General features: G+C 71.3%; 17 protein-coding genes, 1 tRNA gene and 1 pseudogene. 9 read left to right on the forward strand and 10 right to left on the reverse strand.

Translation table 11 applies throughout. The features are described 5' to 3' along the window. The first annotated feature begins 50 nt into the window (after positions 1-50). The 7 genes from AH6_RS35705 (at position 51) to AH6_RS35735 (ending at position 9,389) form a co-directional block, all read left to right on the forward strand. Positions 51-1,604 (forward strand): ABC transporter substrate-binding protein, encoded by a 1,554-nt coding sequence (locus AH6_RS35705; RefSeq protein WP_067489115.1) that lies wholly within the window; start codon positions 51-53, stop codon positions 1,602-1,604. Beyond that, on the forward strand, positions 1,604-2,611 hold the full coding sequence (locus AH6_RS35710; protein ID WP_067489118.1) for an ABC transporter permease: 1,008 nt from the start codon (positions 1,604-1,606) through the stop codon (positions 2,609-2,611). The genes AH6_RS35705 and AH6_RS35710 overlap by 1 nt, the downstream gene beginning before the upstream one ends. Continuing rightward, a complete protein-coding gene (locus AH6_RS35715) occupies positions 2,608-4,446 on the forward strand; it encodes a dipeptide/oligopeptide/nickel ABC transporter permease/ATP-binding protein (RefSeq protein ID WP_245679620.1) in 1,839 nt (612 codons plus the stop codon). The genes AH6_RS35710 and AH6_RS35715 overlap by 4 nt, the downstream gene beginning before the upstream one ends. Next, positions 4,443-5,213: an ABC transporter ATP-binding protein gene (locus AH6_RS35720; RefSeq protein ID WP_067489122.1), complete on the forward strand. Its 771-nt coding sequence runs from the start codon at positions 4,443-4,445 to the stop codon at positions 5,211-5,213. Before AH6_RS35715 ends, AH6_RS35720 begins: the two co-directional genes overlap by 4 nt. Then, a complete protein-coding gene (locus AH6_RS35725; RefSeq protein ID WP_067489125.1) occupies positions 5,210-6,472 on the forward strand; it encodes an amidohydrolase in 1,263 nt (420 codons plus the stop codon). Before AH6_RS35720 ends, AH6_RS35725 begins: the two co-directional genes overlap by 4 nt. Positions 6,473-6,507: 35 nt before the next feature. Continuing rightward, positions 6,508-8,097 carry an amidohydrolase gene (locus tag AH6_RS43110; protein WP_218006008.1) on the forward strand — a complete coding sequence of 530 codons (1,590 nt, stop codon included), beginning with the start codon at positions 6,508-6,510 and terminating at the stop codon, positions 8,095-8,097. 314 nt (positions 8,098-8,411) lie between these two features. Beyond that, positions 8,412-9,389: a C39 family peptidase gene (locus AH6_RS35735; protein ID WP_157431925.1), complete on the forward strand. Its 978-nt coding sequence runs from the start codon at positions 8,412-8,414 to the stop codon at positions 9,387-9,389. A 798-nt stretch (positions 9,390-10,187) separates the two neighbouring features. Here the strand turns inward: AH6_RS35735 and AH6_RS35740 are convergent. After that, positions 10,188-10,263, reverse strand: a tRNA-Arg gene (locus AH6_RS35740). Between the two features lie 611 nt (positions 10,264-10,874). Between AH6_RS35740 and AH6_RS35745 the strand changes: the two genes are divergently transcribed. Next, positions 10,875-11,912, forward strand: a complete 1,038-nt coding sequence (locus AH6_RS35745) for a D-alanyl-D-alanine carboxypeptidase family protein (RefSeq protein ID WP_083983803.1) — start codon at positions 10,875-10,877, stop codon at positions 11,910-11,912. Between the two features lie 7 nt (positions 11,913-11,919). On the opposite strand, the gene mscL (AH6_RS35750) is transcribed toward AH6_RS35745, so the two are convergent. From mscL (AH6_RS35750) to AH6_RS35770, 5 genes are all read right to left on the reverse strand, one after another. Beyond that, a complete protein-coding gene (mscL, locus tag AH6_RS35750) occupies positions 11,920-12,333 on the reverse strand; it encodes a large conductance mechanosensitive channel protein MscL (RefSeq protein WP_067489134.1) in 414 nt (137 codons plus the stop codon). Between the two features lie 96 nt (positions 12,334-12,429). After that, complete coding sequence (mscL, locus tag AH6_RS35755; protein ID WP_067489138.1) at positions 12,430-12,828, reverse strand: large conductance mechanosensitive channel protein MscL; 399 nt, start codon at positions 12,826-12,828, stop codon at positions 12,430-12,432. Between the two features lie 60 nt (positions 12,829-12,888). Continuing rightward, entirely contained in the window at positions 12,889-13,491 is a 603-nt protein-coding gene (locus AH6_RS35760; RefSeq protein ID WP_067489141.1) for an SAF domain-containing protein, read from the reverse strand. Further along, on the reverse strand, positions 13,488-14,306 hold the full coding sequence (locus AH6_RS35765) for an S-methyl-5'-thioadenosine phosphorylase (RefSeq protein WP_067489144.1): 819 nt from the start codon (positions 14,304-14,306) through the stop codon (positions 13,488-13,490). The genes AH6_RS35760 and AH6_RS35765 overlap by 4 nt, the downstream gene beginning before the upstream one ends. Positions 14,307-14,434: 128 nt before the next feature. Next, positions 14,435-16,540: an MMPL family transporter gene (locus AH6_RS35770; protein WP_067489147.1), complete on the reverse strand. Its 2,106-nt coding sequence runs from the start codon at positions 16,538-16,540 to the stop codon at positions 14,435-14,437. Between the two features lie 145 nt (positions 16,541-16,685). Between AH6_RS35770 and AH6_RS46985 the strand changes: the two genes are divergently transcribed. Beyond that, positions 16,686-17,480, forward strand: coding sequence for a nitrate reductase molybdenum cofactor assembly chaperone (locus tag AH6_RS46985; protein ID WP_307190409.1), 795 nt, complete (start codon positions 16,686-16,688; stop codon positions 17,478-17,480). A gap of 14 nt (positions 17,481-17,494) precedes the next feature. Here AH6_RS46985 and AH6_RS46990 read toward each other — a convergent pair. The 4 genes and pseudogenes from AH6_RS46990 to AH6_RS35790 all read right to left on the reverse strand — a co-directional run. Next, positions 17,495-17,680: pseudogene (locus AH6_RS46990) on the reverse strand (FmdB family zinc ribbon protein); the annotation flags it as partial. A 97-nt stretch (positions 17,681-17,777) separates the two neighbouring features. Then, complete coding sequence (locus AH6_RS35780; RefSeq protein ID WP_067489152.1) at positions 17,778-19,262, reverse strand: potassium/proton antiporter; 1,485 nt, start codon at positions 19,260-19,262, stop codon at positions 17,778-17,780. A gap of 124 nt (positions 19,263-19,386) precedes the next feature. Further along, entirely contained in the window at positions 19,387-20,379 is a 993-nt protein-coding gene (locus AH6_RS35785) for an NAD(P)-dependent oxidoreductase (protein WP_067489155.1), read from the reverse strand. 76 nt (positions 20,380-20,455) lie between these two features. After that, positions 20,456-21,496 carry a hypothetical protein gene (locus AH6_RS35790; protein WP_067489158.1) on the reverse strand — a complete coding sequence of 347 codons (1,041 nt, stop codon included), beginning with the start codon at positions 21,494-21,496 and terminating at the stop codon, positions 20,456-20,458. Positions 21,497-21,542: the final 46 nt, after the last annotated feature.

The following is a 21,542-nucleotide window of genomic DNA, read 5'->3' on the forward strand; positions in this document are numbered from 1 at the left end:
CCCGCCCGGCGTCCCGGCGTCTCCGCACGACCCTCTCCAGGAGAAGTCACATGATCCGTGCACGTACCACCGCCTCCGCCGTCGCGGCGGTCTCGGCGGCGCTCCTCGCCTCGGCCTGCACCACCTCGTCCGTCCCGGAGAGCGCCTCCGGCGACCGCGCCTTCCGCGTCGCGCTCACCTCGGACGCCAACACCTTCGACCCCGCCAAGGGCACCGCCGCCTCGGACTACACGCTGGCGCGCCTCCAGTACGCCACACTCGTGAACCGTGACGCGGGCAACAAGATCACCCCCGGGCTGGCCGAGAAGTGGGAGAGCAGTCCCACCAGCGCCACCTTCACCTTGCGCAAGGGCCTGACCTGCTCGGACGGCAAGCCGCTCAGCGCCACCGACGTCGCCGCGTCGCTACGGCGCTTCGCCGACCCCAAGACCGCCGGATCGGGCGTGGCGATGGCGTTCGGCCCCGGAGCGCCCGCCACCTTCACCGCCGACGACGCGGCCGGCACCGTCACCGTCAAGCTCGGCCGCCCCTGGGCCGACCTGCTGACGGGCCTGGCGCTGCCCAACGCGGGCGTCGTCTGCGCGCCCGGCCTCAAGGACCCGCAGGCCCTCGCCCGGGGCCCGGTCCCCGGCGCGGGCTCCAACGGCTACACGCTCACCACCGTGCAGCGCGGCCGCGGCTACACCTTCAAGCTGCGCGACGGTTTCAACGCCTTCGCCCAGTACGCCCAGGAGCCGCAGGGCGAGCGGCCCAAGACGCTGGAGATCTCGCTGGTCTCCAACGAGAGCACGCTCGCCAACCAGCTCAGCACCGGCGCGGTGGACTACGGCGCGTTCACCGGTCCCGACGCCGCCCGCTTCCGCAGCGGCGGCTACACACTGAAGGCCGCGCCGCTGCTGCGCATGTTCGTGGTGTTCAACGAGCGCTCCGGCCGCCCCGGTGCCGACCCCAAGATCCGCAAGGCCGTCGCGCAGGCCCTCGACCCGGCCGCCTTCAACAAGGTCTACGGCGGCAAGGGCGAGGTCATGAAGAGCTGGAGCGACAGCACCACGCCCTGCGCCAACACCGACGCCGCGTCGGTCACCGGCCCGGACACGGCTGCCGCGAAGAAGACCCTGGCAGGCGTGAACCTCAAGATCACCGGTACCAACGCCATCGCGGGCGGCGCGGGCAACGCCTACGTCCAGGAGGCGCTGCGCGCCGCCGGTGCCAAGGCGAGCCTCCGCAACGTCGACAACGCCACCTGGGCCACCGACGTGCTCGCCAACAAGGGCGACTGGGACCTCACCGTCATGGCGCACCTCAACTTCCCCGGCACGCTCACCAGCGGCGCGCTCCTGCTGACCGGCCCCGTCCCGCCGGAGGGCCGCAACTTCGGCGGCATCGAGAACGACGCCTTCACCGCGGGCATCGCCGAGGCCGAGGGCACCACCGACCAGGCCGCCCAGTGCGCCGGATGGGCCAAGGCGCAGAAGGCGCTGCTGGAGCGCGACGACGTGGTGCCGCTGGCGACGGTGCCGGTCGCGTTCGTCCTCGGCAAGGGCGCCGACGGCGTGGTCGTCAACGGTGCCGCCGACCCCGCCAGCTTCCGGATCAAGAGCTGATGATCGGCGAAACGGCGGTCGGCCCCAAGGCCCCCGCGGCGCGCGGACGCGGCCTGCACCCCTGGGCCGGGTTCCTGCTGCGGCGGCTGGCGGGGCTGGCCGTCGCCCTGGCCGCGCTGGTGGTCGTGACGTTCCTGATGATGCAGCTCATCCCGGGCGACCCCGCCCGCGCCCTGGCCGGGGACACCGCCACCGGTGCCCAGGTGGAGCAGCTGCGCCACGAGCTCGGCCTCGACCGCCCGCTGACCGAGCAGTTCACCTCCTACGCCACCGGCCTGCTGCACGGCGACCTGGGCCAGTCGTTCCAGACCCGCGAGCCGGTCGCCCAGGTGATCGGCTCGCGGCTGCCGTTCACCGCCGAGCTGGCCCTGCTGGCGATCGTGCTGGTGCTGCTGCTGGCGGTGCCGCTCGGCATGGCCGTGGCGATCGCGACGCGCGGCGGGCGGCGCGGCCGGTTGGACGCGGCGTTCACCTTCGTCACGGGCCTGGTTGGCGCGACGCCCGAGTACGTCCTCGGCACGCTGCTGGTGCTCGTCTTCGCGATCACGCTGGGGGTGCTGCCCGCGGCGGGCGCGGCCTCGGTGACGGCGCTGATCCTGCCGGTGGCGGCGATCGCGCTGCCCGCCACGTGCGTGCTGGCGCGCATCGTGCGCCGCGAGACCGCCGGGGTGCTGGAGCAGGACTACATGCGCACCGCGCGCGGCCGCCGCCTGCCCCCGCTGCGGCTGTACGCCCGGCACGCGCTGCCCAACCTGCTCACCGGCACGCTCACCATGGGCGGGCTCACCCTGGCCGGGCTGCTGGGCGGCACCGTGATCGTGGAGAGCGTCTTCAACTGGCCGGGCCTCGGCAGCCGCGTCGTCCAGGCGATCCTCAACCGCGACTACCCGGTCATCCAGGGCACGGTGCTGGTCCTCGGCGTGCTCGCCACGCTGCTGAACATGCTGGTCGACCTGCTGCTCGGGCTGCTCGACCCGCGCACCCTCAACGGGAGGAACGCCCCGTGATCCGCTGGTCGAAGGGGCTGGCCGCCGGAACGGCGGGCCTGGTCCTGATCGTGCTGCTCGGGATCGTCGCGCCGTGGATCTGGGGCGACGACGCCACCCGCCTCACCGGCGCCGCCCGCGAGGGCGCGTCGGCCGCCCAGTGGCTGGGCACCGACGCGCTGGGCCGCGACGTGCTGGCCCGCACGCTGGTGGCGACCCGCCTCACCCTGCTGATGACGGCCGCCGCCACGGCCGTCGCCGGGGTCCTCGGCGTGCTGCTCGGCACCGCCGTGTGGGTGGCCGGGCGGCGCGTCCGGGAGGCCGGGCTGCGGCTCATCGACGTCATGGTGTCCTACCCGGCGGTGATCCTGGCGCTGGTGGTCGCGGCGATCCTGGGCGCGGGACGGGTCGCCGCCGTGATCGGCATCGGCATCGCCTGGACCCCGGCGTTCGCCCGCCTGACGGCGAATCTGGCGGCTTCGGTCGCGGGCCGCGACTTCGTGGCCACCGCCCGGCTGCTGGGCGTGCCGCCGCACAAGTTGCTGACGCGCCACCTGCTGCCGAACATCGCCGAACCGCTGCTGGTGCTGCTGTCGGTGGCGTTCGCCGGGACGCTGACGGCGCTGTCGGGGTTGTCGTTCATCGGCCTGGGCGTGCAGCCGCCGTCCTACGACTGGGGCGCGCTGCTCAACACCGGCCTGGAAGCGCTCTACACCAACCCGGCCGAGGCGCTGGGACCCGCCGTGGCCATCACACTGACCGGCGTGCTGGCCGGATTCATCGGAGACGGCCTGGCCGCAGGCTTGGACCCGCGCGGAGCCGCAGCAGTAAGAGCCGCACGCCGCCGCACAAAAACCGCAAAACCCACCCCACCCCCAGCCGACGCCCTGCTCGTAGTGGACGACCTACGCGTCTCCCTCCCCGACGGCACCGACCTGGTGGCGGGCGTGTCGTTCCACGTCCGCCCCGGCGAGATCGTCGGCGTGGTCGGCGAATCGGGCTCGGGCAAGAGCCTGACCGCGATGGCTGTGGCCCAACTACTGCCCGACGGCCTCGACGTCCAGGCCGCCACCCTGCGCCTGGACGACCTCGACCTGCTCGCCGACGCCGAACCCCGCCGCCTGGCCACCGAGATCGGCGTCGTCTACCAGGACCCGTCGGCCTCGTTCAACCCCGCGCTGCGCCTCGGCGGCCAGCTCACCGAAGTGTTGCGCCGCCACCGCGGCGTCGGGAAGGCCGAGGCCCGGAAGCGCGCGACCGACGCCCTCGATTCGGTGCGCGTCACCCGTCCGGCCGCCCGGCTGCGCCAGCACCCGCACGAGCTGTCGGGCGGCATGCGCCAGCGCGCGATGATCGCCTCTGCGCTGCTCACCGGGCCGCGCCTGCTGGTGGCCGACGAGCCCACCACCGCCCTCGACGTCACCGTGCAGGCCGAGGTCCTGGCGCTGCTGCGGGAGATCAACGAGCGGGACGGCACCGCGATGTTGTTCATCTCGCACGACATCGGCGTGATCGGCACGCTGTGCCACCGGGTGCTGGTCATGTACGGCGGGCGGATCGTGGAGGAGCTGACCGCCGCCGACCTGAGCGCGGGCCGCGCCCGCCACCCCTACACCCGCGCGCTGCTGGCCGCGACCCCGCGCCTGGACGCCGCCGACGGCGAACCGCTCGCCACCATCCCCGGCCGCCCGCCCGCCCCGGACGCGCGGCCCGCCGGATGCCCGTTCGCGGGCCGCTGCACCGAGGAACTGCCGGACTGCGCCACCACGCCGCCGCCGGTGGCGGTGTTCGGCGCCGACCACCGAGCCGCCTGCCACGCGCTGACCACCGCCGCGAGCCGAGGAGGCGACCGATGACGCTGGCCGTCGAGAACGTCACCGTCGTGTTCGGGCACGGGCGGCGCGCCGCCACCGTCCTGGACGACGTCACCCTGGCGGTGCCGAAGGGCACGACCGTGGGCCTGGTCGGGGAGTCCGGCTCGGGCAAGTCCACCCTGGCCAAGGCGATGGTGGGGCTGGTGCGCCCCCGCGCGGGACGCGTCCTGCTCGACGGGACGGAGATCTCGGGGCTGCGCGGCAAGCGGCTCACCGCCGTCCGCCGCCGCGTCCAGATGATCTCCCAGGACCCCTACTCCTCGCTCGACCCGCGGATGACCGTCGGCCGGGCGCTGGCCGAGGCCGCCGACCCGCGCCGCGCCGACGTCCGCGCGCACGCCGCCGCGATCACCCGCGGGCTGGAGGCCGTCGGGCTGGACGGCGACGCCGCCCGCCGCCACCCGCACCAGTTCTCCGGCGGCCAGCGCCAGCGCATCGCGATCGCCCGCGCCCTGGTCGCCGAGCCCGAGGTGATAGTCGCCGACGAGATCACCTCCGCGCTGGACTGCTCGGTGCAGGCCGAGGTGCTGAACCTGCTGGCCGACCTGCGCGCGCGGCTGGATCTGACGATGTTGTTCATCTCCCACGACCTGGCGGTGGTGCGGCACGTCAGCGACGCGGTCGCGGTCATGCACCACGGACGCCTCGTCGAGCACGGCGACCGCGACCGGATCTACCGCGCGCCCGCCGACCCCTACACCCGGCGCCTGCTGGCCAGCGCGCCGTCCCTGCCCAAGGAGGCCAGTTGAGCAGCCGAACCGCCGACGCCACCCGCGACGTCCTCGCCGACTTCGCGGCGCGCTCCGCGGACCTGGTGGACTTCTACCGGGACCTGCACGCCCACCCCGAGCACTCCTGGAAGGAGCACCGCACCGCCGCCCGGATCGCCGACCGGCTGCGCGCCGCGGGCCTGGAGGTGACCGAGGGCGTCGGCGGCACGGGCGTGCTCGGCGTGCTGCGCAACGGCGACGGCGCGGTGGTGCTGCTGCGCGCCGACATGGACGCCCTGCCCATCACCGAGGCGACCGGCCTGCCCTACGCCAGCACGGTGCCCGGCATGATGCACGCCTGCGGCCACGACGTGCACGTGACCTGCCTGATGGCGACCGTCGAGGCCCTGTCCCGGGCGCGCGACGCCTGGTCGGGCACGCTGCTGGTGGTGGCGCAGCCCGCCGAGGAACTGGGCGAAGGGGCCTTGGCCATGGTGCGGGACCCGGCGTTCAAAACACTCCCACGGGCCGACGTGGCACTAGGCCAGCACGTGGGCCCGACCCCCGTTGGAACGATCCTGCACAAACCGGGCCTACTGATGTCGGCGGCGACCACCGTCGACGTGCGGATCTTCGGCCGCGGCGGGCACGGCTCGTCCCCCGAGGTCTGTGTGGACCCGATCGTCGCCGCCGCCCACCTGGTGACCCGCCTCCAGACGATCGTGTCGCGGGAGACCGCCCCACGCGAGGCGGCCGTCGTCACCACCGGCATGATGCGGGCCGGGACCCAGGCCAACGTGATCCCCGACGAGGCCCTGCTCTCGCTCAACATCCGCACCCAGTCAGCAGCAGCCCGAACCCGAATCCTGGCCGCAATCCAACGCGTAGCCGAAGCAGAGTGCGCAGCCTCAGCCTGCCCGCGCCCACCAGAACTGACGCTGTCCTGCGACTTCCCCCTCACAGAGAACGACGCGGCCACCGACGCAGCAGTATCAGCCGTGCACGCCGAACTGTTCAGTGCCGAGGCGGTAATCGAGCACGGCCCCCTGATGGGCAGCGAAGACTTCTCAATCTTCGGCTTCCCGGAGCACAACAACGGAACGGCCGTCCCCACGAACTTCTGGTTCTTCGGCGGCACCGCATGGGACACGTGGGAAGCGGCCCCCGGCGAGACCCCCGAGGAGAAGCTGGCGACCCTGCACGGCAACCACACCGCCCGCTTCGCACCCGACGCCGAACCGTCGATCCAGATCGGCACCACCGCCCTGACCTCGGCCGCCCTGCTCTACCTGGCATGAAAGCCGAAACAATAATCAGGGGCAACCTCCTAACAATGGACCCGGCAACCCCCCAAGTCGAAGCCCTGGCAATCTCCAACGGCCGAATAATCGCAGTAGGAACCAGCACCGAAATAACCCCCCTCCAAGGCCCAAAAACCCACCTAATAAACACCGGAACAAGCTGCGTAATCCCCGGCCTAATAGAAGCCCACGGTCACTTCCTAGGCGACGCAACAGTACAAGCAGGCGCACTGGTAGACATTCGCCCAGCCATAACCCCCACCGCCGCAGAAGTACTGGCCAAGATCCGCCAAGCAATCATCGACAACGGCCTCACCGGCACCTACTGCAACGGCTGGGACGCCCTCATCCAGAAGGGCCTGCCCGAACCCACCCGCCCCTGGCTGGACGACCTGGCACCCCACACCCCGCTGGTCATCCTGCACAACTCAGGCCATTCGGCATACTTCAACACGACCGCCATGTGCCAAGCGGGCCTGTCGCGAGACACCCCCGACCCACCCGGCGGCCGCCTCCTCCGCCACCCCAACGGCGACCTGACAGGCGTGGCCCTGGAACCCTCCGCCATAGCCCTGCTCACGGCCCCCCTGCGCACCGCCATCACCCCCGAATCGGCCACCGCGGCCCTGGCCGCCCAGAGCGCGAGAGTCAACGCCCAAGGCGTGACGACGATGAGCGAGATGGCGTTCACCCCAACCTCCCGCCCCCTCCTGGCCCACGCCCGCAAGACAGGCGCAATAACAACCCGCCTACGCCTCTACGAGGTATCGAACCCCACCCTGACCAGCGACGTAGCCCCCAACACGGGCGACGACCTGATCCGCCAGATAGGCGTGAAGATCTGGGCCGACGGCTCCCCCTGGACCGGCAACCTGGCGGCCACGTTCCCCTACCTGGACACCCCCGCGACCCAATCCCTAGGCATCCCGCCAGGCCACCGAGACACCCCCAACTACACCCACCAGGAACTACTGGACCTGTCCCGCGCCTACTTCACCGCAGGCTGGCAGCTGGCCTGCCACGCCAACGGCGACGAAGCAGCCGAACTGGTCCTGTCCGCCTGGTCGGCAATGCTGAAAAACCAACTCCCACCAGGCCGCCATCCCCGCCTGCGAATGGAACACGTAAGCGCGATGCGCCCGGAACAATTCACCCGAGCCCACGCCCTGGGCATCACGTGCAGCCTGTTCCCGGACCACATCTACTACTGGGGCGAGGTCATAGCCAACGACCTGTTCGGCCCCGAAATAGCCGCCCGCTGGTCCCCAGTCGCAACGGCCCTGCAAACCGGCATGCGAGTCTCCCTGCATAACGACTCACCAGTAACGCCCCTAGCACCCCTGCACAACATCTCGGTAGCCGCAACCCGCCTATCCCGAGCAGGCAACCACTACGGCCCCTCCGAACGCCTAAGTGTCACCCAAGCCCTAAAAGCCCAAACCATAGACGCAGCCTGGCAACTACAAGCAGAAGACATCATAGGCTCCCTGACTCCAGGCAAATACGCCGACCTGACAATCCTGTCAGCAAACCCCCTGGAAACACCACCAGAAGAAATCGCCGCCCTCAAAATAGAAGCAACCTTCCTATCGGGCCACCAGGTACACGGCCAACCCCTCTAGCCAGCCACCACTGCGCAGGAATATGGCACCGAACGTCGTTGGTTGTGACCGAGCCTCAGCGAACCGACTGGCAGCAGGTCGCACCCCCGGATTGAAAGTCCGTAGCTCTGCTGACGGGACGGCGTATCTGGCCGGGCTCACCCAAGACCGCGGCTGCTTCGTCGCCTAGTTGCGCTGGTGAGATCGGGTTTCGCAGTCGGCCGCGGTGGTCTCGTGCGGACTGTCGCCGTCCATCCGATATTTCCGAAAGCCCTCCATGCGGGACGTTCTGCTGTTTAACTCTGTTGATCTTCAATCGAGAGGCGGAATGCAGAGTGAGACGTCAGATCGGGGCGCGTCGCCCCTTCGCGGCGCTGCTCGCGTTGCTGGTGGGAACGGTGACGCTGGTGGTCGCGCCCGCCGCGCATGCCGGTACGTGGGGGGCCTATCCCTCTCGGGTGGGTGCCCGGACCTGTTCCAACACCAAGCAGCACAACGGCGTGTCCTACCAAGTCTGTCTGGACTACAACGCCGCGCGCACGCGTGTCCGGGCCCTGGCCCTGATCAACCCGACCGCCTACACCAACTTCCAGGTCGATATCCGGATGGCCTACGGCGGGGGCGGCCCCGTCACCGCCCAGTCGTGTCCCACGATGACCACCAACGGCAGCCGCGCCTGCTGGACGGGCTGGAGCGACATGCGCCTGCCCTACGTGGTGGCCGACGCCACCTTCGGCATCGCCGGGACGTGGATGCAGACCATCCGGGCGGTCGACACCAAGCTGTCGGGCAAGGCCCAGGAGAAGTCCAACTACTGCGGACCGGCCAGCATGCAGACGCTCCTGGCCACGATGGGCATCTCGGCCCCCTCCCAGGACACGCTGGCCGACCAGTCCAAGACCACCGCCGCCGGGACCTGGCACCACGACATCCCGCCGACGCTGAACAGGTACGTCTCGCGGGACTTCCCCTACACCTTCATCTCCGTCCCGCAGAGCGGCCGGGAGAGCGGGCTGAAGCGGATCGCCGACTCGGTGTCGCGGGGCCGCCCCGCCATCGTCCTGGTCAAGCCCGGGAACCTGCCCTGGTACCCCGACGGAGGCGAGCTCTACCGCCACTACCTGGTGGTGCACGGGTTCGGCGGCAAGATCTCAGGCGGCGAGGCGATCCCCGAGCAGTTCAAGGTGTGGGATCCCGACGCCTGGGACACCACTACCGGCCGCAAGGGCAAGGAAGAGTGGCTGACCGTCGGCCAGTTCATGCACGCCGGCAAGGGCACGCTGCTCGACGACGTATGGGTCATCACAACCTGACGCATCGACAGGGCTTCCGCGCTCCTGCCGCGGAAGCCGGGCGAAGGACCGCAACAGATCGACCAACGTCGTGTCCGACCCTGACCTTGGCCCTCTGGACAGGAACACCCCCGACGACGCCGGGGACGCTTTCCCTGACCAGCTCCTTTTTGGAGTCGTACCCCCGACAGGATTCGAACCTGCGTCACCTGCTCAGAAAGATACGCATCCTCACCACCGGCCAACGCACGATTGATTCTTCAGGACGGCCTGCCGTTCCCTAGGCTGCGTGCATTACCGCACTGTGTTTGGTGCCTGCACGCAGGTCACAAAACGTCAAAGCCCTCCTATCGGTGCAGGCCGGAAAACGTTCTCTCCGCGCAAGCGGAGGTGGTCCGAGGTTGGGCGCGACGACCCGCAACGGACGACCGTTCTCTCCGCGCAAGCGGAGATGGACCGTAGCGCAGACATGTCTGCGCTACTCATCTCTCGTTCTCTTCGCGCGTGTGGGTGGTTCGTAAAAGGGGGACTAGCGCAAACGGTTTGCGCTAGTCCCTCTGCGGGAGCGGTCCGGTCGCTGGGCAACTGTTCGCCAGGGTCTACGAGTAGGAGGCCGAGGCTGGCCGCTGGCGGCATCCGGCGGCTTTCCGTAGTTGTTCTAGGGGGTGCGCCTGGGATTCGCGCCTACTGGCGGGCCGGCGTTGCTGTGTCGGGTTCCCTTCTTGGCCGCTGCGATCCGCGCGCAGCAGCGTGCCGTCCGGGTAGCGGCGGACGGGGCCGTGATCGGTGGTGATCAGGGCCCCGGTACACCCATGCTGGTGGTGCCCCCGGCAGGATTCGAACCTGCGACACCCGCTTTAGGAGAGCGGTGCTCTATCCCCTGAGCTACGGAGGCTGGGACGGTGCTCGACGCTAGAGCGTAGCGGACCGCACCTACAGGGTAGGGGAGCGGGGGTGTCGGGCGCTCCTTCTTATGGGTGTGGTGGGGGCTCTAGGCCGGGCGGGGTGGGGGTCGGTACGCTTCGGGGCTGTGACGGGACGGCATCGCGGGCGCGAGCGGGGCGGGGGCAGGGCCAAGGTGGCCTTGGTCGCCGGTGGTGCCGTCGTGCCCGTGGTTCTTGTCGGGGCTCTCGCGTTCGGGTTGGGTGATGACGAGCCCGTCCGGAAGCCCGCTGCGGGGCCTTCGCCGGTCGCTCAGGCGCGGGTGCCCAAGCCGGTGGAGAGCAACCCCACCTATGGCAGGTACGTGCCGCCCAAGCCGGAGGAGAAGCCGGCGCCGGTCAGGACCGTCAAGCCCGCTTCGCCCAAGGTCAGGGACACGCCGACGCGCAAGCCGCCGCGGTCGGAGTACCGGCGGTCGTGTCCGCCCTCGTGGCAGGAGATTCCGTTTCTTCGGCGGTGGTGTGAACGGAACGGGCATCGGTCCCGGTGACGCCGGGGCATCGGTGAACCTGTAGTAGCGTTCCTCCGGCTGTTCAGCATTGGGGCATCAGGAGGAAAACCACCGTGCCAACCCCCCGGTCGGGCGTGCTGACCGCGGTCTTCCTGGTGATGGCGATCGTCGGCGTGGTCCCCGGGCGGGCCGCCGAGCGTGCGGACCCGCTGGAGTCGTTGCGCCGCGAGGCGGCCAAGGCCCGTGCGGACCTGGAGAAGGCGACGCGGCAGATGGAAGGGCGCCAGCGCGAATTGGCGCGTTCCCAGAATCGGCTGCGGGACACGCTGAAGGATCTCGCGGTGGCCGAGGCCGAGCTGAACCGCATCCGGGAGCCGCTGGCGCGGCTCGCCAACATGACCTACCAGCAGCCGGGCGCGGCGGGCAGCATGTCGATCTTCGGTGGGGGCAGCCCGTCGGACGCGCTGCGGTCCACCGCCGATGTCAGCCATCTCGCGGCCGGGCAGGACGCGCTGGTCAAGCGGGCCGATGACCTGCAGGGGCGGCGCAAGAAGCTGGTCGCCACCGCGCAGGAGTTGCAGTCGCGCAACGCGGTGGAGCAGACGCGGGTCCAGCAGCAGATCGACGGGCTGAAGAGCAAGTCGGCCAAGCTGACGCGGGATCTCACCGCGATGCTCGACAAGATGCGCGCCAGCCAGGAGAAGCGGCTGGAGATGGGCTGCGACAAGTCGCTGGCCCAGGACGCCCGCAAGTTCCCCAACGGGTTGATCCCCGCCAAGTACCTGTGCCCCTTGCCGCAGAAGGGGGAGCAGCTCCGCGCTGACGCGGCCCTGGGCTTCTACAAACTGAACTCTGCTTATAAGCGCAAGTTCGGGCGGAACATCTGCGTGACCGACTCCTACCGAAGCCTTTCGGAGCAGCACCGCGTCTACGCGCAGCGGCCCGGGTTCGCCGCGGTGCCGGGCACCAGCAACCACGGCAAGGGGCAGGCCGTCGACCTGTGCGGTGGCGTCCAGACCTCCGGGTCCGTCCAGTTCAACTGGATGGAGGCCAACTCCAAGAGGTACGGGTGGCGTCACCCCGCCTGGGCCTACAGCAATCCGTTCGAGCCGTGGCACTGGGAGTTCGGCACCGAGAGCGAGAACGACTGAGGCCCGCTCAGTGCGGGATCTCGGTGGCCGGGACCACCTCGCTCGTGCAGTGGCGGCAGCGGCGCGCCCGGATCGGGATGTCGCTGAGGCACTGCGGGCACTCGCGCTCGGTCGCCTCCTTGTGGCGGTCCAGGCGCTCCAGCAGCTTGCTGGTGGGCAGCACCACCAGGAAGTACACGATCAGCGACGTCAGGAAGAACGTCAGCGCCGAGGTCACGAACACGCCGTAGGGGAAGGTCGTGTCGGAGATCTTGAGTGAGAGCTTGGTGTAGTCGGGCTTTCCGGCCAGCAGGGCGATCAGCGGGGTGATGAACGAGTTCGCGAAGTCCTTGACCAGGGTGGCGAACGCCGCGCCGACGACGAACGCCACCGCCAGGTCCACCAGGTTTCCGCGGATGAGGAACTTTCTGAATCCGCCCATGGGGCCGCTCCGAGGGTAGGGGGTGTGCTTGCGCAACACCCCTTACCCGGCGGACGGCGGGTCATGAACGGGTGTGACGAAGATCCGTTCGGCGGGTCAGGCGGGGGCCACCTCGTGGGTGCAGTACCGGCACCGGCCCGCCTTGACCGGGATGTCGCTGAGGCACTGCGGGCACTCGCGCTCGGTCGCCTCCTTGTGGCGGTCCAGGCGGGCCACCAGCTTGCCGGCCGGGGCGACGACCAGGAAGTAGACGACGGCCGCGGTGATCAGGAACGAGATCAGGGCGGTCAGGAAGACGCCGTAGGGGAACTTCGTGCCGTTGACCGTGAAGGCCAGGGCGTCGAAGTCCGGCTGCCCGCCGATCAGGGCGATCAGCGGGCCGATGAACGCCGTGACCAGCGCGTTGACCACCGCGGTGAACGCCGCGCCGATCACGACCGCGACCGCGAGCTCGATCAGGTTGCCGCGCAGCAGGAACTTCTTGAAGCCGTTCATGGACCCCCCGGCCTGATGACGATCTGTTGTCGAACGGTGACGGGACGAGGTTATCAATGATCAATGCGCGGTGATCGTCATCGTCAGGGCGGGGCCCGCCGCCGCCAGGGCCAGCGCCTGGGAACGGTCGGCGGCCAGCACTATCAGGGCGCCGCCGGGGTGCGGGTCCTCTCGGGGAGGAGGGACCGACAGGACCGGGATCGCCGTCGCCACCAGGCGGGCCGATGCGCGCGGGGGCGCCAGGGCGTCGTCGGCCGGGGGCGCGCCGGCCAAGACGTCGATGCGGTCGCCCGGACGCAGCAGGCGTGCCGCTTCGGCGTCGGCTATCCGGACGGGGGCGGCCACCGTTCCCGGGGCGTGGCCGCGCAGCAGACCTTCGCCCAGCAGGCGCGCGTCGGTGAACGGCTCGCCGCGCCGCATCGGGCCCGCGACCGTGCGGCCCGCCAGCGGGGCGCGGGCGAGGCCGTCGGGCACGGCGGAGGATGGCAGTTCCACTGTTGAGATGTCGGTTGCGGTCAGCGTGCGGCCCGCGGGGAGGTCCCGGGCCGCGATGTGGACGCGTCTCCCTTCGTGCGGTACGGAGTGGAGGGACAGCAGGGCCAGGGCGGTGCCCGTCGCGGCGAGGAGGGCCGCCAGGGCCCGCCTGGCCCGCCTCCTGGTCATGGCAGGGCGAACGGCGGCTCGATGTCGTCCAGGGCCGCCGGGCAGGGGCAGGCGCGGTCGGCGGGCAGCGCCTTGATCACATCGGCGACCACGGTGCGCAGGCGGTCGACGTTGTCGGCGAACACCCGCAGCACCTCCTGCATGGTGACGCCCTCGCCCGTCTCGATGCCGGCGTCGAGGTCGGTGACCAGGCACAGCGGCGTGTAGCACAGGGCCAGCTCGCGGGCCAGGACCGCCTCGGGATGGCCGGTCATCCCCACCAGCGTCCAGCCCTGGGCGGCGAACCAGCGGGACTCGGCGCGGGTCGAGAAGCGCGGACCCTCGATGACCACCAGGGAGCCGCCGTCCACCGGCGGCCAGCCCGCGGCGGACGCGGCGGTGACGGCGGCGTGGCGGCCGTCGGGGCAGTAGGGGTCGGCGAACGGGACGTGCACCGCCGCGCCCTCGTCGTAGAAGGTCTGCGCGCGGCCGGAGGTGCGGTCGACGAGCTGGTCGGGGACGCACAGGGTGCCCGGACCGTGCTCGGGGACCAGCGAGCCGACCGCGCTGGGGGCCAGGACCTGCCGCACGCCCAGCGCGCGCAGCGCCCACAGGTTGGCGCGGTAGGGGATGCGGTGCGGCGGGAAGCGGTGGTCGCGGCCGTGCCGGGGCACGAACGCCACCCGGCGGCCGTGCAGTTCGCCGATCGTTATGGGGTCGCTGGGCGGGCCGAACGGGGTCTGCACCTCGACCTCGGTGGCGTCGTCCAGGAAGGAGTAGAAGCCCGATCCGCCGATCACGGCGATGTCGGCGGAGGGCCGGGGGTCGTTGGTCATGAGGCGACAGTAACCAGCAGGTCGGGGCGGCCGCGAGGGGCTGCCCCAACCTGTGGATAACTTCCTCGGGCGGCTGATCGTGACGCCCGTGGCCCCTGGCTGGAAGCGGGGGCCGCGGGCCGTTCGGCTCAGCCGACCGGCTCCAGTACCTGCGGTTCCTTGGCGGGGGCGGGCTTGCGGGCCATCCGGCCCGGGGCCCAGATGCGGTGGTTCAGGTCGTAGCACAGCGCCGGCAGCAGCAGCGAGCGCACGATCACCGTGTCCAGCAGCACCCCGAAGGCGACCACGAAGCCCATCTGCACCAGCGGCACCATCGGCAGCGTGGCCAGCACCGCGAAGGTCGCCGCCAGCACCAGCCCGGCCGAGGTGATCACGCCGCCGGTGACGGTGACGCCCCGGACGATGCCGCGCCGCGTGCCCAGCGCCTGCGACTCCTCGCGGACCCGGTGCATCAGGAAGATGTTGTAGTCCACGCCCAGCGCCACCAGGAAGATGAACGCCAGCAGCGGGAACCCCGAGTCCGAGCCCTCGAAGCCGAAGGCGTGCTCGAACAGCAGCGCGCTGGCCCCCAGCGTGGCCAGGAACGACAGCACCACCGTCGCCATCATCAGCAGCGGCGCGACCAGCGACCGCAGCAGCGCCACCAGGATCAGCAGCACCACGCCCAGCACGATCGGGATGATGACCTTGTTGTCGCGGTCGGAGGCCCGCTTGATGTCCAGCGAGGTCGCGGTCGGGCCGCCCACCCGGGCGTCGGCCCCGGGGACCGCGTGCGCGGCGTCGCGCAGCCGGTCGATGGTCGCCCGCGCCGCCATCCCGTCGGCCGGGTCGCGCAGCGTCACCTCGTACTTCAGCAGCCCGGCGGCGCTCTCGGGGCGGCTCACCGACGCCACGCCGGGCACCTTCTCCAGCGACAGCGGCGCGCGGGAGATCACCACGGCGGGGGAGCCCTCGCCCGCGGGGAAGTGCCGCGCCAGGACCTGGGCGCCGACCACCGAGTCCGGCCGGTCCACGAACTGGCCCGCGTCGGTGAACCCGTCGTTCTTCAGCGAGCCCAGCCCGAACGTCATCGCCAGCAGCCCCACCGCCGTCAGCGCCCACAACACGCGCGGCGCGCGGGCGATCAGCCGGCCGATCCGGCCCCACACGCCGTGCTCGGCCTCCAGCGCCGCCGGGTCCAGGTGGCGGGCGTCGTAGCGGGGCACCAGCGGCCAGAACAACCACCGGCCGAAGATCACCAGGAGGGCGGGCAGCAGCGTGGTCATGGCGGCCAGCGCGGTCAGCACGCCGGCGGCGGCGACCGGGCCGAGGCCGCGGGTCGGGTTCATGTCGGCGGCCAGCAGGCACAGCAGCCCGGCCGCGACGGTGGCGGCCGACGCCAGGATCGCCGGTCCGGCGCGGTGCAGCGCGAACGCCATGGCCTCGTGCCGGTCGGCGTGCCGGTGCAACTCCTCGCGGTAGCGCGCCACCAGCAGCAGCGCGTAGTCGGTGGCGACGCCGAACACCAGGACGGTCAGGATGCCCGCGCTCTGCGCGTTCACCGTCAGCCCGCCGTGCTCGGCCAGCAGGTACACCACCGCCTGCGCCAGGCCCAGCGCCGACACCGCGCCGAGGACCGGGATCAGCCACAACACCGGGCTGCGGTAGATCAGCAGCAGGAGGACGATCACCACGACGCCGGCCGACGCCAGCAGCAGCCCGTCCAGCGACTTGAAGACCTCCTCCGCGTCGGCGTTGCCGCCCGCCGGGCCGGTCACGTGCGCGGCCAGGCCGGGCGGGCCCCGGGTGATCTGCGCGCGGGCCGCGTCGACGGCCGTGGAGGCGTGCTCCTCGTGCACGGGCACGAGGGTCTGCAACGCCTTGCCGTCCTTGGCCGGAATCGGGCCCTGCGGCGGCCGTACGTTAGGCAGCTTCGCGAACGCGGCCGCGTCGGCGGCGGCCTTGGCGCGGTCGGCGGCGGTGATTCCGCCCGAACGTTCGTAGACGACGATCGCGAGCGTGAAGTCGTCCTTGCGGAACCGTTCCTCCAGCGCGTTGACGCGCGTGGACTCGGCCGCGCCCGGAAGCCACGCCGAGGCGTCGTTGTCCTGGGCGCCGCCGAGCTTTCCGGCCAGCGGGCCGAGTAGCGCCACCGCGACGATCCACAGGGCCAGCACGGCCCACTTCCCGCGTCGCCCCGCAATCGTGGCGGCCAACCGGTACGACCAGGGTCTGGGTGAGGTCTCTGTGCTCATGGCGTCATCGTCGGGGCGGGCCGTACGAACGCGCGTCCGGCGCGAGAGGGTCGCCGGACTACCTCTTCCGGGGCAGCGCGCGGCGGCGTCCTAACGCTCAGGAGGTAGCCGGACGGTGTGTCCGGTCACCGCATGAACGCCCGGCGTGACGGGAATGAACGGTTCGTCGGTGCGGCCCGGCGGCTCGGGGGGAGCGGTGCGCGGCGTGGCGTGGCGGGCGGTCTCACTGCTGCTCGCGTTTCCTGACCAGCGGTTCTACGACCGGCGGCCGATGTTGCGCGCCGCCGTCGCCGACCTGCCGGACGGCCCGGTGTGGCGGTCGCTCACCGGCTTCCTCGACCATGTGGACCGCACGTCGCCCATCGGCCTGGCCGTCGAGTACGGGGAGGTGGTCCGGGGCCGCGGTCTCCATCTGACGTATTACGGCGGGGTGTGCCGCCCGGAGGCGCTGGCCGAGTTGTACCGCGCGGCCGGATGCGAGCCCGGATGCGAGCCGGGGATGGCGGCCGACGCGCTACCGCTGATGCTGGAGCACGCCGCGCACTGCGCCGACGACTGGCTCCTGCAAGCGCACCGCGTCCCGCTCGAAGGGCTGGCGAACGCGCTGAGGGCGCGGCGGACGCCCTACGCGGCCCTGGTCGAGGCCGTCCGCGCGACCCTGGAGACGACGAGAACCGGAGGGACGTCCGGTGACGTCCCTCCGGTTCCGCGCACGATCCCGGTGTCCGGGGAGGGTCAGGCGACCTTCTCCGACGAGGACGACGAGGAGGAGGGCTTGGCGGCGGAGTCGCCGGAGCCGCTGCTCGACGACGACGATTCCGACTTGGCCGGGGCGGACGACGATTCCGACGACCCGCCGGAGAACGTGTTCGACGACCCGTTGGACGAGGCCCCCACCGTCGAGGACGACTTGCCCGAGCCGCGGCTGTCGGTGCGGTAGAAGCCCGAGCCCTTGAAGATGATCCCCGCGGCGGAGAAGACCTTGCGGAGGCGACCCTGGCATGCCGGGCATTCGGTCAGCGCGTCGTCGCTGAACTTCTGCACGACCTCCAGAGGCTCGCCGCACTCGGTGCAAACGTACTGATACGTCGGCACGGTTCCTCCTCGCTGACTCAGCCCGGCGATCGGGCTGGCACTCACTTCAGACGACTGCTAATGGTACCGACTGGATGCAACAGGATGGACCGCCGCCCTGTTCCCGGCGCCGGCCGGCCCGGCGGCGGCGCGTCCCGGCAGGTCAGCCACCGGTCTCCCCGAACCAGCCCGCCAGCTTGCCGCGCCGGCTCACCGCGCGCAGCCGCCGCTCGGCCGCCTCCCGCACCTCGGCGGTCGTCACCACCAGCAGGGTGTCGCCGGCCCGCAGCGTGGTGGTCTCGCCGGGCACGAAGCTGGTCCCGTCGCGCACCACCAGCGTGACCGACGCGCCCTGCGGCAGCCGCAGCTCGAAGATCTCCACGCCGTTCAGCCGGGAGTCGAGCGGCACCCGCACCTCCAGCAGGTCGGCGTGCAGCTCCTCCAGCGGCGCGGCCTCCACGTCCAGCTCGCGCGCCTGCTCGTCGCTCTTGAGCCCGCACCAGCGCGCCACCAGCGGCAACGTCGGGCCCTGGAGCAGGGTGAACAGCACCACGATCGTGAAGACGATGGAGAACAGCGTGTTCGCGCCCGGCACCTGGTTGACCATGGGGATGGTGGCCAGCACGATCGGCACCGCGCCGCGCAGCCCGGCCCACGAGGCGAAGACCTTCTCGCCCCAGGACAGGCCGAAGCCCAGCGTGGACAGCACCACCGACAGCGGCCGCGCGATCAGCAGCAGGATGAACCCGATCACCAGCGCGGGCAGGATCTGCGCGGGCAGCTCCAGCGGGGAGGCCAGCAGTCCCAGCATCACGAACAGCCCGATCTGCGCCAGCCAGGCGATGCCCTCGGCGAAACCGCGGGTGGCGGGCCGGTGCGGCAGGCGCGCGTTGCCCAGCACCAGCGCGCTGACGTAGACCGCGAGGAAGCCGCTGGCATGCAGCTTGGCGGCCCCGCCGTACGCGCCGACCGTCAGCGACAACACCGCGATCGGGTAGAGGCCGGAGGCGGGCAGCGCCATGTGCCGCAGCGCCCACGCGCCCAGCCAGCCGACCGCGATCCCGATCAGGGCCCCGGCGGCCAGCTCGTAGACCATGACGCCGAACAGCTCCAGCAGGTTGGGAGCGGCGGCGTGCTTGACGCTGAGCGCCATCACGACGATGACGACGGGCGCGTCGTTGAACCCCGACTCGGCCTCCAGCAGGCCGGTCAGCCGGGACGGCAGCGGCAGGCGGCGCAACACCGAGAACACCGCGGCGGCATCGGTGGGCGCGAGCACGGCCGCCAGCAGGAAGGCGAGCTGCCAGTCCATGTCCAGCAACCACATGGCGGCCCCGGCGACCACGCCGATGCTGATCAGGGTGCCGACCGTGGACACCGAGATCGCGGCGGGCACCGAGCCCTTGACGTGCCGCCAGTTGGTGGTGATGCCGCCCTCGGCCAGGATCAGGACCAGGGCCGCCAGGCCCAGGACCTCGGCGAGGTGGGCGTTGTCGAACTTGAGGCCGAAGCCCGACTCGCCGATGAGCAGGCCGATGCCCATGTAGGCGAGCAGCGTGGGCAGGCCGGCCCGGTGGGACAGGCGGACGGCGACGATCGCGCAGAGTACGAGCGTCGATCCGAGGAGTAGCCAGGTTTCGAGCTGCACATCCCTCCCCAGGGGGCCGTGGATATAGATCGTTTAGGAATCCTACAGATTCGGGGACGGATCACATATTTTCGGTGATCCCTCGTGGTGCCGGACGGACGCCTCCCCGGGGCGTCCGCCCTGCTCAGCGGCGCTTCGGCAGCGGGTCCACGCCGTTGACGACGTCGGCCGCCGGACGGCCCTCGACCACCGCGCGGACGTTGTCCAGGACCATCGACACGATGGTGAGCTGGCTCTGCCCGGTGCCGCCCGCGACGTGCGGCGACAGCAGGACGTTCTCGTTGCCGCGCAGCGGGTGGTCGGCGGGCGGCGGCTCCTGGTCGAACACGTCCAGCGCGGCCCCGGCCAGCCGGCCCGACTCCAAGGCGGCGAGGACGGCGTCGTCGGGCACGATGCCGCCGCGCGCCACGTTGACCAGCAGCGCCCGGTCGGGCAGCAGGGCCAGCCGTTCGGGGCCGAGCAGCCCGCGCGTCTCGTCGGTCAGCGGCAGGGCCACCACCAGGATGTCGGAGTGCGCGAGCAGGTCGTCCAGCTCGCGGTAGGTCGCCGCCGCCTCCGCGCGGCGGCGGCGCGTCCAGTACGACACCTCGCAGCCCAGCGCCCCGAACAATCGCGCCGCCTCCGCGCCGATCGCGCCGAAGCCGACGATCCCGACGCGCTGGGAGTGGATCTCCCGGGTGCCGCGCGCCAGCAGCTCGGCCTGCGGCCAGCCCCGCTCCCGGACGGCCCGGTCGCCCCAGGTGAGCTGGCGGCACAGGGCGAACGCCGCGCCGACCGCCCACTCGGCGACCGCCCGCGCGTTGGCCCCGGCGGTGTTGGACAGCGGGACGCCCGCGGCGGCCAGCGCGGCACCGTCCACGCTGTCGGTGCCGACGCTGGGCATCTGGACGAACGCGAGCTTCGGCGCGGCGGCCACGGCGTCGGCGTCCAGCCCGAGCTGCCCGGTGAAGTCGCCCACGACCAGCTCGGCGTCGGCCAGCGCGGCGTGCAGGCCCGCGCGGTCGCGGGTGGGCGGGAAGGCCAGCTCGACGGCGTCGCCGAACTGCGCGAACAGCCCGCGCACCAGCTCCTCGTCCAGCGGGAGCAGGGCCAGGACCCGCCATGGCTTCGCCGTCATCGTCCACCTCCGGTTCCGCGCAGAAACGTCGTTGTCACCCTAGTGGGGACGGTTTCGGGCCTGGCGGGCGTGGCTGTCAGGCGGTCCAGCGAGGGAGGTCGTTGCGCAGGACTGCCTGGAACAGCAGGCCGGGCTTGGCGGCCGCGCCGGGTTTGGCCGCGAGCCGCACGACGCCGTCGGAGGTCGCCGTGACCTGCGCGCCGGGCAGCAGCTCCGACCAGGGCCTGCCGGTGGCGGATTGGCCGGTCAGGCTCTGCTTGAGCTGCTGGGCGGCGGCGTTGGCGTCACCGGAGACCTTGACGCACAGGACCTCGGTGAGGTCGTCGGCGTCGCCGGTGACGCCCACGCCGATCTGGTCGGTGCTGCCGGTCATCTTGGTGACCAGCGCGGCGAGGGGGAGGCCGAGGCAGTTGAGGACGGGGCGGACGGCCGGGTCGGTGCCCAAAGACGTGTTCCTCGTCGCGCCTCCGAAGATGATGGAATCAAGCGTGTCGAAGCGTCGCGCATAGGTGATCCCGGTCCCCTCATGCACCTTGACGGCATTGAGCGGGTGCGTGGGCGGGATACCCAGCTTGGCCAACGGATCGTTCGTGTCGATCCTCCCGTCGGCCTGTGCGACCCAGGTGTTCTCTCCACCCAGGATCGGCTTGTTCGGGTCACCGGGCGGCACTCGCTTATGCCCTAGCTTCTCCAGCTTCTTCTTAATGTTGGCGGCTGTGTAGGGGCCGGCCAACCATCCGGCGGTCAGCGGCGGGATGCCCACCTGCATCCCATAGTCCGCCCGATTCACATCGATCCCGGTCGGCTCCGCGATCCGCGCCCCGTACACCCCCAGATCGCCCAGCCCGATCGTCAACGACGACAACCGCGCGTCCCGATCCAGCGGTTGCCCACCCGCCAGCCTCCGCAACCGCTCCAGATCACTGAAAGCCGCATACCGCCGCGTCGAATCGGACGACACGACCCGCGACATCGCCCCCACCAGCTTGGAGATCGGCGCACCCGCCGGTGGCTTGGCCTCCGCCGGCTCCTTCCCGTCCCCCGAGCACGCGGCAGACGAGACGAGCAGGACGGCCGCGCTCAGCGCACCGAAGAAACTCCGAACGACGGGACTCACGAGACCTCCGCAGGCGACGAACCGGAGGCGGGGGGCCGGTCGGGGG

This window comes from Actinomadura hibisca NBRC 15177 (genome assembly GCF_001552635.1).
GTDB lineage: Bacteria > Actinomycetota > Actinomycetes > Streptosporangiales > Streptosporangiaceae > Spirillospora > Spirillospora hibisca.

What these genes read in the sequence shown, in the direction of transcription:
- AH6_RS43110 (WP_218006008.1), top strand. Translation starts at nt 6,508, where the DNA reads ATGGACCCGGCAACCCCCCAAGTCGAAGCCCTGGCAATCTCCAACGGC.
- mscL (WP_067489134.1), bottom strand. Translation starts at nt 12,333, where the DNA reads ATGGGCGGATTCAGAAAGTTCCTCATCCGCGGAAACCTGGTGGACCTG.
- AH6_RS35770 (WP_067489147.1), bottom strand. Translation starts at nt 16,540, where the DNA reads ATGAGCACAGAGACCTCACCCAGACCCTGGTCGTACCGGTTGGCCGCC.
- AH6_RS35760 (WP_067489141.1), bottom strand. Translation starts at nt 13,491, where the DNA reads ATGACCAGGAGGCGGGCCAGGCGGGCCCTGGCGGCCCTCCTCGCCGCG.
- AH6_RS35705 (WP_067489115.1), top strand. Translation starts at nt 51, where the DNA reads ATGATCCGTGCACGTACCACCGCCTCCGCCGTCGCGGCGGTCTCGGCG.
- AH6_RS35785 (WP_067489155.1), bottom strand. Translation starts at nt 20,379, where the DNA reads ATGACGGCGAAGCCATGGCGGGTCCTGGCCCTGCTCCCGCTGGACGAG.
- AH6_RS35710 (WP_067489118.1), top strand. Translation starts at nt 1,604, where the DNA reads ATGATCGGCGAAACGGCGGTCGGCCCCAAGGCCCCCGCGGCGCGCGGA.
- AH6_RS35765 (WP_067489144.1), bottom strand. Translation starts at nt 14,306, where the DNA reads ATGACCAACGACCCCCGGCCCTCCGCCGACATCGCCGTGATCGGCGGA.
- AH6_RS35720 (WP_067489122.1), top strand. Translation starts at nt 4,443, where the DNA reads ATGACGCTGGCCGTCGAGAACGTCACCGTCGTGTTCGGGCACGGGCGG.
- mscL (WP_067489138.1), bottom strand. Translation starts at nt 12,828, where the DNA reads ATGAACGGCTTCAAGAAGTTCCTGCTGCGCGGCAACCTGATCGAGCTC.